Origin of the sequence: Crateriforma conspicua (assembly GCF_007752935.1) — a bacterium.
GTDB lineage: Bacteria > Planctomycetota > Planctomycetia > Pirellulales > Pirellulaceae > Crateriforma > Crateriforma conspicua.
Genome location: NZ_CP036319.1, coordinates 4,821,521 through 4,834,786 on the forward strand (window position 1 = coordinate 4,821,521; position 13,266 = coordinate 4,834,786).

General features: G+C 57.5%; 10 protein-coding genes. 5 read left to right on the forward strand and 5 right to left on the reverse strand.

Annotated elements, in window-relative coordinates; translation table 11 throughout:
- Positions 1-30: 30 nt before the first annotated feature.
- Positions 31-180, reverse strand: a complete 150-nt coding sequence (locus tag Mal65_RS26630; RefSeq protein ID WP_165701353.1) for a hypothetical protein — start codon at positions 178-180, stop codon at positions 31-33.
- On the opposite strand from Mal65_RS26630, the gene Mal65_RS17545 reads away from it, so the two are divergent.
- The 4 genes from Mal65_RS17545 to mutS all read left to right on the forward strand — a co-directional run bounded on the left by Mal65_RS17545 (position 175) and on the right by mutS (position 7,114).
- Positions 175-1,029 carry a rhodanese-like domain-containing protein gene (locus Mal65_RS17545; protein WP_165701354.1) on the forward strand — a complete coding sequence of 285 codons (855 nt, stop codon included), beginning with the start codon at positions 175-177 and terminating at the stop codon, positions 1,027-1,029. The two genes, Mal65_RS26630 and Mal65_RS17545, sit on opposite strands and share 6 nt — an antisense overlap.
- Complete coding sequence (locus Mal65_RS17550; protein ID WP_261343447.1) at positions 1,022-2,461, forward strand: DUF1559 family PulG-like putative transporter; 1,440 nt, start codon at positions 1,022-1,024, stop codon at positions 2,459-2,461. Before Mal65_RS17545 ends, Mal65_RS17550 begins: the two co-directional genes overlap by 8 nt.
- Positions 2,462-2,505: 44 nt before the next feature.
- Positions 2,506-4,275 carry an ArnT family glycosyltransferase gene (locus tag Mal65_RS17555; RefSeq protein WP_165701356.1) on the forward strand — a complete coding sequence of 590 codons (1,770 nt, stop codon included), beginning with the start codon at positions 2,506-2,508 and terminating at the stop codon, positions 4,273-4,275.
- A 220-nt stretch (positions 4,276-4,495) separates the two neighbouring features.
- Positions 4,496-7,114, forward strand: a complete 2,619-nt coding sequence (gene mutS, locus Mal65_RS17560; protein WP_145305006.1) for a DNA mismatch repair protein MutS — start codon at positions 4,496-4,498, stop codon at positions 7,112-7,114.
- Between the two features lie 22 nt (positions 7,115-7,136).
- Here the strand turns inward: mutS and Mal65_RS17565 are convergent, their stop codons facing one another.
- From Mal65_RS17565 to leuB, 3 genes are all read right to left on the reverse strand, one after another.
- Positions 7,137-7,916, reverse strand: coding sequence for a TatD family hydrolase (locus Mal65_RS17565; protein WP_145300455.1), 780 nt, complete (start codon positions 7,914-7,916; stop codon positions 7,137-7,139).
- Positions 7,917-7,969: 53 nt separating this feature from the next.
- Positions 7,970-9,013, reverse strand: coding sequence for a phosphatidate cytidylyltransferase (locus tag Mal65_RS17570; RefSeq protein ID WP_196784256.1), 1,044 nt, complete (start codon positions 9,011-9,013; stop codon positions 7,970-7,972).
- Between the two features lie 122 nt (positions 9,014-9,135).
- Positions 9,136-10,206 (reverse strand): 3-isopropylmalate dehydrogenase, encoded by a 1,071-nt coding sequence (leuB, locus tag Mal65_RS17575; RefSeq protein ID WP_145300458.1) that lies wholly within the window; start codon positions 10,204-10,206, stop codon positions 9,136-9,138.
- Between the two features lie 392 nt (positions 10,207-10,598).
- On the opposite strand from leuB, the gene Mal65_RS17580 reads away from it, so the two are divergent.
- Positions 10,599-11,810, forward strand: a complete 1,212-nt coding sequence (locus tag Mal65_RS17580; protein ID WP_145300461.1) for a glycosyltransferase — start codon at positions 10,599-10,601, stop codon at positions 11,808-11,810.
- A gap of 84 nt (positions 11,811-11,894) precedes the next feature.
- Here Mal65_RS17580 and Mal65_RS17585 read toward each other — a convergent pair whose 3' ends face one another.
- Positions 11,895-13,262 (reverse strand): BamB-related PQQ repeat family beta-propellar protein, encoded by a 1,368-nt coding sequence (locus Mal65_RS17585; protein WP_145300463.1) that lies wholly within the window; start codon positions 13,260-13,262, stop codon positions 11,895-11,897.
- Positions 13,263-13,266: the final 4 nt, after the last annotated feature.

Here is a 13,266-nt window from a genome sequence, read left to right on the forward strand (position 1 = left end):
CATCCCGCCCGCGCACCATTGGCGACATGGTCACGGTTGCTGATTGGCTTGATCGTAATCGCCGGTCCAGGTTGCTTCACATTGGACGCGGCCGATTCCTATTGCGGCATCCAGGCCGCTGCCGCCTTCGGCCAATTGGTGGGGCAACCGATTGACGCATCCGACCATGCGTCGGTGCAATACGTTGTTTCCCGTCAGGGAAGCACTGCAAAACAGCTTTGCGATTTGCTGGGCGAATATGGTCTCGATGCGGAAGGCTATGCGGGCTTATCGCTACTTGATTTAAAGGTTTCGGGAACACCCTGGCTGGCAAACGTTCGAAAGCGATCGGACTCTCGTGAATATGACCATTGGATATGCGTCTATTTCGAAAACGAAACCTTGATGGTCATCGATGGGCACAAGAAAGCCCGCGAAATGTCGATCACGCGTTTTCTTGCAAGCTGGAATGGATTCGCAATCACCCAGTCTTCGGCGATGAAACTGCCGACCGCCGCAAGAGTTCTTTTCTACGTTTCACTGATTTTGCCATGTCTTTGGGTGCCCCAACAACTCAACCGCACGAGTTTCCTAGCCTACGCCATGCCGGTCCTTTGGATCATTGGATTGACTTTGGTCGTACAAACAAAACCGTCGCAGATTACGAAAGCCTCGTCGTTGGCCCTCGCACCCTGGAACCATTTTCCGCAGAGTGCTGCGACCGAGCGAGAACTTGCCAGTGCAATTTCGCGAAGTGATGTTCAGTTGGTCGACGCGCGTCTGACTTCCGACTTCGCAGCAGGATCTGTTCCGACCGCCATCAACTTGCCCGTCGATCTTTCCATGGCAGAATTGGATCAACGCGCAGGGCGTCTGGACCCAAGTCTTCCGACGATCGTTTTCTGCCAGAGCCGGCAGTGCAATTTTGATGATAGTGTGGCAGCCAGACTCGTGGCGATCGGCTTTGAAGATGTTCGGACCTGCCAGGTTGGCTGGCGCGAGTACTGTGAAGCGAGAAAACCGAAGTCGGCGGGTGATACCAATGAATGAGGTACCGATCGGCGAATCCAACGGGCGACACAGCCACTCATTTTTCCGAGACCGGACGTTTGGGCTGCGACTGGCATCACTCCCAATCGCACTGTTGCTGGCGAAAACTGCCTTGACGCATCTATCGCAGCCTCACGTCTTCCTGGCAACACTTGCTGCGTATCGGCTTTTGCCTGGCTGGTCATTAACGCCTATCGCCTTCGGTTTACCTGCCGTTCAGTTGTTGATCGGTGTCAAGTTGGTTCAATCGCTTCAGGTCAACTGGTATCGAATTGCCAGCCTGCTTTTCATGACCTTCTTTGTCGTGCAAGCAACTGCGCTATATCGCGGACTGGAGATCTCTTGTGGCTGTTTCGGCTACTCGACCAGCAAAATATCGCCGGCCTCTGCGCTACTGCCTCTATGTTTATCTTTGTACACAGCATTGCTGGGCCATTTTGGTGGACATGTTTCCAAGTTTTCGGACCCTGCATCGGAATCGGTTTACCCAGCGAACGAACCCACGCCATTGCGATCGGCCTTCACGCTTCTGGAGTTGATCGTCGTCTTGGCGATCACTGCAATTTTGACGGGATTGGTCCTGATGGGTGTGCAGTCAACTCGGGAATCCTCGCGACAAACAACGTGTAAGAATCGACTTCGTCAGATTGCTCTGGGCTCACAGATGCATGTGGGTGCACACAAGCATTTCCCAACCAATGGTTGGGGGTTTCGCTGGGTTGGAATCGACTCCAGGGGTTTCGGAGTACAACAGCCAGGTGGGTGGTGTTTTAATCTTCTTCCTTTTGTTGAACTGGAATCCTGGCGTTCAATGTTTAACGGGGACGCCAACCATTTGAACGGCTCTGATCTATTTGATAGGGAGGTGTCTCTCTTCCGGTGCCCGTCGCGACCAGGCCCTGAAATCGGTCCCTGCTCGAATGCAACCCAACCGTTCAATGCGGTGACCATTAAGGCTGTGGCCAAAACCGACTTCGCGATTTGCGAAGGAGACTTCATCACGGATTCCAGGGAAGGTCCCGGCGACACTTCCTCGCTCGGCCAAGATCTTTACGAATGGCCTGGTACCGAAAAGGCAACGGGGATCTCGTTCCAACGAAGTCGAATCCGGCCGCGTGATGTGACCGCCGGACTTTCAAATACTTATTTGATCGGTGAAAAGCACGTGTCACGCACCAACTATGAAGGCACAGGTGACCGTGGGTATGACCAAAGTTTGGCTTCTGGCGTGGATGTCGATCTATCTCGTTGGTGCCATTTGCATCCAGGCCCAGACAGCGACTTCCCGGACCGTTATCGCATTTTTGGCAGTGCACACCCCTCGGGGTTTCACATGTCATTTTGCGACGGCGCAGTGCGACATGTGTCGTATAACATTGATCTTGCGGTCCATCATGAAAGCGGTACGCGACAGAGCGGTGCACGGAATTGACGCAGTCCAAGTTACCTTGGTGCCAGACCGGACGATTCGTCGCCGTGCCGATCATCCTTTACACGACGCTGCAGATTGCCAATGTCTACATTGCCAGCCCAACGGTTGACGAGCCGGGCCATTTGGTTGCCGGTCTGTCTCATTGGGAACTTGGGAACTTTGACGTCTATCGGGTGAATCCCCCTCTGCCCCGACTGGTTGGTAGTTTGCCCGTGTGGCTGATCGGGTACGTGCCGCCGCTGGATGAATTCACTCGTGATCAAAAGAAACGAACTGAATTCGATCTTGGACGTAGTTACATCTGCGATAGCGGCCCCGATGCTTACTGGCATTTCGTTTTGGGTCGCATCGCGCTGATTCCGTTCGGATGGATTGGAATCACAACGACATGGTTGTGGGCGACATCTTTGTTTGGACGTAAAGCTGCAATGGTGTCGGCAATGTTATATGCGACCTCGCCCAATCTGCTAGCACACGGCGGGCTGCTGACTCCAGACGCTACGGCAACCGCAATGGGCTTGCTTGCCGGATACCGGTTCCATCGATGGCTGTCCGCGCGAGACATGGCCAACCTTTTCTACGCGACCGTTGCCTTGGGGACGGCGCAGCTTTGCAAACACACGTTTCTTGTCTTTTATCCCCTGATGGTGGTGCTTATTCTCGCCGACTCCTGCCGCCGCGGTACTCATTGGAGAAGTCTGTTTTCCGGTGTCGCCGCATGCCTGGCGTTAATTGTTGGCTCGCTTTTCATTGTCAACTTGGGGTATGGCTTTGAGGACTTCGGTCGTCCTCTGAATCAGTATCAGTTCGTTAGCCGTCTATTCCGTGGCAATGAAGTCGATTCATCAACGAAGTGGGTGCGAGATGGAAGCCAAGTGCATCCCTTGGACAAAGACCGTCACCGCTTTTCAAATGTGCCGCTGTTGTCAGACCTACGCGTGCCGCTTCCTGGAAACTACGTTCGAGGCCTGGATCACCAACAGGCTGATTTTGAAAGCGGCATGAACTCTTACAGCCTGGGGCGATTGCGGGACCACGGTTGGCCCTACTTCTATGGGCTTGCGATGGGGCTCAAGACACCCATCGGCACGCTTCTCTTAATTCCTCTCTCATTGGCAATCAGACCTCTGTTTCGAAGACATGCCGATTGGCTGCCACTGGCTTTTGCGGTGGCGATTCACGTTGCAGCCGCGACAAAGGGCGGATTTACCATGCATTATCGGTATGTGTTGCCGGCCATACCCTTTGTTTTCGTCTTCGCAGGTCGCGCCGTGACAGTAGGCGGATTCCGAAGCACGATCGCCTGGGCGCGTTTTGGGGCGGCAGTCACTGGCTCGGTGCTATCTTGGCCGAATCATCTCGCGTATTCCAATGCGTTCACAATCGGCCAGCAGAAAGGTTGGTTTCTTCTGGATAGCAACCTGGACTGGGGACAAGACCTTCGACGCTTGCAGTGGTGGAAGGAAACTGAAGCCAACGGCAGTTCAGTCTACGTTGGCTCATTCAACCACTTTGACGTCGGCGTTCTTTCCGGGGGTAAGCTAAAAAACCTGCTTCCAGATCACTTGGTGCTTCTTGGCAGTGACTCCGACCGTGACCTGGGCTCGAAGCCACGTCCGAGTGACTACTGCGCAATCAGCGTCAACCAGCTTCGAGAACTCGGGAAGCCCATTTACACCTGCGATGCCAAACCCTGGGTCATCGATCCGCTATGGCTGAGACGAGTGAGACGCTTAACGCCGGTGGCAGAGGTCGGAGAAACCTACAAGATCTACACCTTTCAACAATTGCATTCGATCTCCCAGAGCCATTGATTGGGCATCCATCGAACTGTTTTTTTGGCCGATCACTGGACTGCATCGTTGGGCCGACAGGAAACAACCTGTCAGTGGGGGGATCCCGACATCGTCCCGAAACCTCCAGCCCGCAAAAGTTCACCCAGTCGGACGATCGTCACGGGAGACGCGGAAACCGTGGCGTCGCGAGGTCCATCCTGACTGGGCGGATGCCAGGTCGATGGGTACGATTTCCGCCATGACACCAATGATGAAACAGTATCACGAGGCGAAGACAGCCTGTGGCGATGCCCTGCTGCTGTTTCGCATGGGCGACTTCTATGAATTATTTCTGGAGGACGCCGAAACGGCCGCCCGGGTCTTGGGGCTGACTCTGACCAGCCGGGACAAGGATAGCGCCAATCCCACGGCAATGGCGGGCTTTCCCCACCACCAGTTGGACCAGTACCTGCACAAATTGATTCGTGCGGGCTATCGCGCTGCGGTGTGCGAACAGGTTGAAGATCCCAAGCAGGCCAAAGGGCTGGTCCGCCGGGAAATCACCCGCGTCGTCAGCGCCGGCACGCTGACCGACGACGGTTTGCTGGATCCCCGCGAAGCCAATTATTTGGCCTGCGTTTTCCTGCCACCCGCCAAATCCGACAACGCGGACGATCCGATCGTCGGCTTGGCCTGGGCCGAACTTTCCAGCGGACGTTTCGAAGCCGGCGTGTTCCCACGACACCGCTTGGAAGATGAACTGGAACGCATCGGGCCGGCCGAAGTGCTGTATCGCGAAGACGACGGCCGGTTTTCCCCCGACACCACCGCCCCGTGGTCCTGGACACGCCGACCGGCATGGACGTTTGCCCAGGACGCCGCCGAAGAAACGCTGTGCAAACAGTTAGGCGTGCACAATCTGGACGGCTTCGGATTCGCCACCGAAGACGCACCGGCGATCGCCGCCGCCGGCGCGGTGATGACCTACCTGCAAGAAACCCAGCCGTCGGGTCTGGATCACTTTCGGTCTCTGACATCGCACCGCCAAAGCCGCGTCTTGCAAATTGATGCGGCCAGCCGACGTAGCCTGGAGATCACACGAACCCTGCGGACGGCATCGCGTGAGGGATCGCTGTTGGACGTGATCGACTGCACCTGCACGCCGATGGGTTCGCGAATGCTGGGCGACTGGGTGGCCGGTCCGCTGATCGAAATCGATCCGATCAACCACCGTTTGGATGCGGTCGAAGAATTCGTCAACAACGAAAATCTGCGAGACGATATCCGCGCGACTTTGAAGCAAACGTTCGACCTGACACGACTGCTTGCCCGATTGGCGACGGGTCGAACCGGGCCTCGTGATTTGCAGCAAGTCGCTCGGACGCTGGCCGGGCTGCCGACGCTAAAAGCTCGCTTGACCGGCCGTAAACCGGCACAGTTGGTGCAGATCGAATCATCGCTGCATCTGTGTCCCGAACTGCGTTCGAAGCTGGAACGTGGCTTGGCCGACGAATGCCCGCTGTCGGCCGCCGACGGTAACTTCATCCGCGAAGGCTACGACGAAGAACTGGATCAGCTGCGAGATCTGGCCAAAGGCGGCAAAGAATGGATTGCCGCGTATCAACAACGCCAAATGGACGAAACCGGCATCACCAATTTGAAGGTCGGTTATAACCGCGTGTTCGGGTATTACCTGGAAGTCAGCAACGCACATCGTGACAGCGTCCCGGACGACTTTATCCGCAAACAAACGCTGAAGAACGCCGAACGGTACATTACACCGGAGCTGAAAGAGTACGAAGAAAAGGTGTTGGCCGCCGACGAAAAGGCCGCTGCACGCGAACAGCACCTCTTCCAAGAACTTCGGACCGCGACCCATCAGCATTTGGCGATCCTGCAAGAAGTCGCCGATGCGATGGCACAGCTGGACGTGCTGGCGGCATTGGCCGAAATCGCCAGCCATCGCGGATGGGTGCGCCCCCAGTTGACCGACGATTCAGTCCTGCGGATCGAAAACGGACGTCACCCGGTGCTGGACATCACCATGCCTCAGGGCGAATTCGTTCCCAACGACTGTGTGCATTCGCCCGAAGCGGGCATGATCCTGTTGATCACCGGCCCCAACATGGCGGGCAAGAGCACGTACATTCGCCAAGTCGCACTGATCACGCTGTTGGCACAAACCGGCTGCTTCGTGCCTGCCGACAAGGCGGAAATCGGGCTGACCGACCGGATCTTTGCCCGCGTCGGTGCCAGCGATGAACTGAATCGCGGGCAAAGTACGTTCATGGTGGAGATGGTCGAAACGGCGCGGATCCTGAACACCGCGACGTCACGCAGTCTGGTCATTCTGGACGAGATCGGACGCGGAACCAGCACCTATGACGGCCTCTCGCTGGCATGGGCGATCACCGAATACCTGCACGAACAGATCGGTTGCCGGACACTGTTCGCAACCCACTATCACGAACTGACGCAACTGGAAGAAATGCTTCCGCGGGTTGCCAATTTGAACGTCGCCGTCAAGGAATGGAACGACGAAGTCGTGTTTCTGCATCGCATCGTCAGCGGTGGTGCGGACAAAAGTTACGGCATTCACGTTGCACGTTTGGCGGGCGTCCCCAAAGCCGTTGGCGAACGCGCCAAAGATGTTTTGGCACAGTTGGAAGCGGATCACCGCGACGCGTTTGATCGTCCGACCATCAGCGCCCCGGATGACAACCCAGGCGGCGGACAATTTCAATTGACGCTGTTCGGTTTCGCGGATCATCCGCTGCTGGAAGATCTGCAGAAACTGGACGTCAATGCGATGACGCCGATGGACGCGTTGCAATTTTTGCAGGAAGCAAAAGAAAAGCTAAAATCAGCCCGCGTCTGAATCGAAGATCACCGGCGGCCGATTAACGAAGCTGAAAGAATCGCTTCGCGTTCGCGGTGGTCGCATCTGCCAAGTGCTCCGGTGCAACACCGCGCACTTCAGCCAAACACCGCAGCGTGTGTTCAACGCGGGACGGCTCGTTGGGGCGTTTCCCCCGCAGCGGTTCAGGACTGAGGTAGGGCGAATCGGTTTCGACCAACAGTTGGTCTTCCGGGACCATCGCGGCGACTTCGCGCAGGTCGTGGCTTTTCTTGAACGTGACCATGCCCGCGAAGCTGATCATCATCCCCAGATCCAGACACTGCCGTGCTTGGTCGATGGTTCCGGTAAACGAGTGCATGACGCCGGCAGGTAATTTGGAACGGCTTTGCATCTGCTGCAAAATCAGTTCACAGCTTTCACGCATGTGAATCACCATCGGCAGACCCGTCTGCAAACACAAATCCATGTGCCGATCAAAGTAGACCTTCTGGTCCTCGATGGGCGTGTCGTCCCAATAGCAATCCAGGCCGGTTTCGCCGATCGCCCGCACCCCGGGGCTGCCTGCCAGGTCGGCTACAAATTCCCAGTCGCCTTCGGCCGCCGAGGCCACCGAGTTCGGCTGGATCCCGACCACCGCATACAAGTAATCAGGATACGTCGCAGCCAATTCAACCGCGCGCACGCTGGTCGGACGATCAATGCCGATCACCGCAATGCCGACCAGCCCGGCTTGTTTCGCACGATCGACCACCTGGTCGACGTGTTCGGCGAAATCGTCGATGTTCAGGTGCGCGTGGGTGTCAAACAGGGTCAACGTCATGATCGTTTCGCGGAAACGGGATTCGGTTCGAGGGGTTTTCGGCTTGGTCGTGATCAAGCGGTGAAGAAGAAACGCGTGACGTGAAAGAAGATCGGCGCGGCAAAGCAGATGTTGTCGATCTGGTCCAACACCCCGGCGTGGCCTTGGACCAGCGTTCCAGTATCCTTGACCCCGCGGTCGCGTTTGATCGCACTCATCGTCAACGTTCCGGCGCTGGCCATGATCGTGACGACGCCGCCCATCACGCCGGCTTCCCATGGATAAAACGGTGTGGCCCACGACAGGGCGGCGGCAATGATGCCCGTGCTGACGATCGACCCCAAGACGCCTTCCCAGGTTCGTGACGCGTTGATCTTTTCGGCGATCACCGTTCGTCCGGCAAACACGCTCCAGGCACGCTCCATCACCAACGACAGTTGGGCGATCAGGACGAAGAAGATCATCACGCTCAGGTTGTTGCCTTCCCAAGGGATTTTTTCGGCACCGCTGCGGATCGGCGTCCGCACCAATTCCAGGTCCAACAACGCCGGTGCGTGGCTTAGCGAGTAAACACAAATCAGCAGCCCTGATTGAATCTTGGCACTGCGTTCCAGGAATCGCTTGTAATCACCCGCGATCGCGGCCCGAGCGGGAATGAACAGGCTGGCGTAAACGGGAATGACGATGCTGTAGTAGTCGTAATATCCGCTGCCCAACCCGATCAGGATGTATTGCAGTGGGGTGAAGATGAAAAAGATCCAAAACAACGTCCGGTGATCCCCCCGACGTGTCGGCGTCATCGTGATGAATTCTCGCAATGCCCAAAACGACACCAAGAAGAACAACACGACGACCCCGATGCGGTGAAGCAACAGCCCGATCGCAAAGATCGCCAACATCATCCACCACACACGGATCTTGTAGTTGAACCGCGTGATCAAGGTGTTTTCGACACCCAGTTTTTCACGTCGCGACAAAAACCATCCCACGACACTGGCAATCCCCAGCGTTGCCAGGACCAAAGCCAACAGCAAATACGTCGGCGTCAGGGACGCCGATTGGGCAGCCTGTTGCACCGGAGTCGCCGGCATCGAAACCGTGGCGGCAAAATTCGTCATGATCCACCTGTGCCCTGCGGTCCAATGACGTCTGGGCCGAATTCAAAATCGCAAACTGAATCAGATCGCGGCGCCCCCGCTGGTCACGCCGCAGTGTGCGAACCTATGGTCGATCGACCGCGTTAGGCCAACTTGGCCGTGACCGCTTGGCCCATGACCTCGGTGCTGACCGAATCACCGCCGCGGGCGATGTCAGCGGTCCGCAATCCGTCGGCCAAAACTTCCTGCACGGCGGATTCGACCGCAGCGGCTTCTTCATTCAAGTCCAACGAATGACGCAGCAACATGGCGGACGCCAGAATCGTCGCCAGCGGATTGGCGATGCCTTTGCCGGCGATGTCCGGTGCGCTGCCGTGGATCGGTTCGTACAATCCGGGACCACCATCGCCAAGCGAAGCACTGGGCAACATGCCCAGCGAACCCGGCAACATCGATGCTTCGTCGGTCAAAATGTCACCGAACATGTTCCCGGTCACCACGACATCAAAATCGGCCGGACGATTGATCAAGTGCATCGCCATCGCGTCGACCAAGACCACGTCGTATTGCACATCGGGGAATTCGTCAGCCATCACGCGTGCGGCGGTACGACGCCAAAGCCGACTGGGTTCCAACACGTTGGCCTTGTCGACACTGGTCAGTCGGTTGTCGCGACCTTGGGCCGCTTTGGCAGCCAGGCGAACAATACGCTCTACTTCCGGCACGCTGTACACCATCGACTGATAGGCCGATTCATGTCCGTCGACTTCGCCTGTGCCCGACTGGCCGAAATAGATCCCGCCGGTCAATTCGCGGAAGAACAGGATGTCGGTTCCCTTGATGATGTCGGGCCGCAGCGGTGAAGCGTCGGCCAATTCATCGAACATCTTGATCGGACGCAGGTTGGCGAACAGCCCCAGTTCCTTGCGGATCCGCAACAGCCCGGCTTCGGGGCGGGTCTTCGCGTTGGGGTCGTCCCATTTGGGTCCACCAACGGCGCCCAGCAGAATCGCATCGCTCTGACGGCAAGCGTCGACGGTTTCTTGGGGCAAAGGATCGCCGGTTTCATCGATGGCGATCCCACCGATCAGACAACTGGTGTACTGGAATTCATGGCCAAACCGCTTGGCGACCACTTCCAGAACGCTCTTGGCCGATTCCACGATTTCCGGCCCGATGCCATCGCCGGGCAACAAGACAAGGTTGGCTTTCAAGGGGATGCTTCGTCACAAACAGGGGGATCGAACGGGGAAAATTGGCTGACGGCGCTCCAACAGAACACCGATCGGTATCGCCGGGGACGTGTCAGCTTAAACCAAGCCGGCCGGATGACGTAGACGGGCCAAATCCGGTTGCACCGCCGGCCTGAAGCGGTCGGCCGAATTCATCAGCGACCACGGCTTCGGATCGACCGGCAAAACCCGCAAAGTCGAACAAGACGATCCCCGGTCAACGGCCCGGCAGTGACGGTGTCAGGTCACGGCACCAAGTGGCAAGCAAAGATTGGACAGTCACCTCGTCAGACAAATCTAGCCACGACACGCACCCGCCCGCGGTCCGATCTGATCTGTCGTCTGTACACCCGCGTTTTCGCAGGACACGCCCGATGCTTACGCCCATGGTTCCCACGTCAATCGAAGCAACCGTCGGCCCGGTCGCGGTCATGGCGACACCCAAAGCCAAAGCGCCGGTGGCGATGCGGACCACCAAGGTCTTGCACTTGGTCAACGGCGAACACTTTGCCGGTGCCGAACGCGTGCAATCGCATCTGGGACGATGCCTTCCGTCGCACGGATTCTTTGCCGATTTCGCATGCGTCAAACCGGGGCGGTTTTCAGAAATGCTGCACGAAAAACGCGGCGCATGGGGCAGCGCTTTCGACGTTCCGATGTCGGGTCGATTCGACATGGCCGTGACGGGGCGAATCGCGACACTGGTGAAAGACCACGGATTCGAATTGCTGCATGCCCACACGCCACGGACCGCTTTGTTGGCGGCGATCGTGTCGCGTTTGACGTCGCGTCCTTGGGTGTATCACGTGCACAGCCCTGCATCGCGTGATTCCGATCGACCTTGGCTGAATCGGATCAACGCGTGGACCGAAAAGGCGGCTTTGCGTGGTGCCGATCACCTGATCACCGTGTCCGAAAGCCTTCGAGACCATTGCCGGGCCGGTGGCATCGCCGATGATCGCATCAGCGTGGTCCACAACGGCGTGCCCGGTATCCGACCGCGTCGCGAACGTTTTCCAAGTGTCGGACAACGATGGACGATCGGCATGATCGCGTTGATGCGTCCGCGAAAGGGCGTGGAGGTCGCTTTGGACGCGCTGGCCCTGTTGCGACAATCCGGCCACGATGTCGTGCTCCGGTGCATCGGTCCGTTTGAGACCCCCGAATACGAACGCCAAGTCAAACAGCAAGCCGATCGATTGAATCTGGGCGACAGCGTCCAGTGGGTGGGATTCACCGATGACGTCCCGGCGGCACTGTCGCAATTGGACGCCATGCTGTTGCCAAGCCTGTTCGGCGAAGGGCTGCCCATGGTCGTCCTGGAAGCAATGGCCGCAGCGGTTCCGGTGATCGCGACGCACGTCGAAGGCACTCCCGAAGCGATCACCGATGGCGTCGAAGGCTTGCTGGCCGAAGCCGGAAATGCCGAAAGCCTATCAAACAAAATCACCGAACTGGTCACCGGTCGCCATGACTGGACCGCTATGTCGGAAGCCGCCTATCAACGTCACGCTCGGCAGTTTTCGGATCTGGCCATGAGCAACGGGGTCGCCGACGTCTATCGACGTGTGCTGGACATCGATTGAATCCATCAATCGATCGCCCCATCGAATCGCGGAACTCACGCTTACCGTCGCCACCGAGAGCCAGCCAAATTCGGCCGGATTCATTCAAAAGCGATAGATCGCTTGATCGGTGCGAATCAGCAGCGAATCTTCCACCGCCACCGGCGACGCCATGATCTGTTCGCCCAAGTGATTTTCTTGGACCAGGTCGAATTCGTCGCCCGGTCGGACAACGAAGACGTCACCATCGTGGTTGGCAAAGTAGATTCGGCCACCGGCCAATAGCGGTGAAGCCGAAAAATTGCCTCCCAGCCGTTTCTTCCAAACAACGCTGCCGTCATCGGCGGCAAAGCAGGAAGCCACGCCGGAATCATCGACGATGTAAAGCAGCCCATCCAGCAACAACGGCGACGGCTTGGTCGGAACACCCCGCGACACCGTCCAGCGGACATGCGTGTTGCTGACGTCGCCGGTACCGGTCACGTCGACCGCCCACAATTCCTTGCTGCCAAAGCCGGTGGCAAAGATCACCAGATCCTGATGCACCACCGGACGCGGCACAACCGAAAACCCGCTGCCGTGATCCACGCGCCAGATTTCTTCACCGCTGGACGGGTCCAATGAAATCATCCATTGGGCGCCCATGCAGATCAGTTGATCACGTCCCTTGGAATCTTCAATCGCGATGGGAGTGCAATAGGATTTTCGCTGGTCACCGTTGCTGGCTCGCATCGGCGGACGGTCGGCCTTCCAAATGGTTTCGCCGGTCGCTTTGTCCAGTGCCACGACATACTGCTGTTCCATCCCGTCTTGAATCAGGATCAGTTTGTCGTCGTACACCATTGGCGAACTGCCGGGTCCGACCGCATGCTTCAACGGCAAGACTCGTGACCACACGACGTCGCCGCTGTCACGGTCAATGCAAAAGGTGCCAAACGTTCCGAAGTGGCAAAAAACGGAATCGCCATCGATCACGGGCGTCGGTGACGCGTAACTGTTCAGGGAGTGAATCGCGTCGGGTTGCTGAACCGTGGTCAGGTCGATCGTTTTGGTCAAGCTGCCTGATTGCAGATCGACGGCCAACAGTTTCAATTCGATCGAAGCAGCGATCGCAAGCGTGCGAAACTTCTTTTCATCGTTGTCTGTTTTTCGCAGCAACTCCAAGCGTTCTTCTTCGGTCGGTTGGCGTTCCACCGCGGTGGTCATCCAAACAACACCGTCGGCAACGACTGGCGACGACCAACCTTTGCCGACAAGCTCCGTCCGCCAAAGCGACGTTGTTTCGCCACCGAATTCGACGGGCGGATTCTGTTGCATCGCAATGCCGTCACCACTTGGCCCGCGGAACTGAGGCCACCAAGCCGCCTTGGCCGCGCTGCCGGACGGTTCCGCAGCGGACGAAGCGGCATGATCGCCGCCGGAGACCAACAACATGATCGTCGCGGCCGAAACGCCGCGCAGCATCCACTTCATCGAT

Coding starts and splice junctions, on each gene's coding strand:
- Mal65_RS17550 (WP_261343447.1), top strand. CDS start 1,022: ATGAATGAGGTACCGATCGGCGAATCCAACGGGCGACACAGCCACTCA.
- mutS (WP_145305006.1), top strand. CDS start 4,496: ATGACACCAATGATGAAACAGTATCACGAGGCGAAGACAGCCTGTGGC.
- Mal65_RS17565 (WP_145300455.1), bottom strand. CDS start 7,916: ATGACGTTGACCCTGTTTGACACCCACGCGCACCTGAACATCGACGAT.
- Mal65_RS17570 (WP_196784256.1), bottom strand. CDS start 9,013: ATGACGAATTTTGCCGCCACGGTTTCGATGCCGGCGACTCCGGTGCAA.
- Mal65_RS17580 (WP_145300461.1), top strand. CDS start 10,599: ATGCTTACGCCCATGGTTCCCACGTCAATCGAAGCAACCGTCGGCCCG.
- Mal65_RS17585 (WP_145300463.1), bottom strand. CDS start 13,262: ATGAAGTGGATGCTGCGCGGCGTTTCGGCCGCGACGATCATGTTGTTG.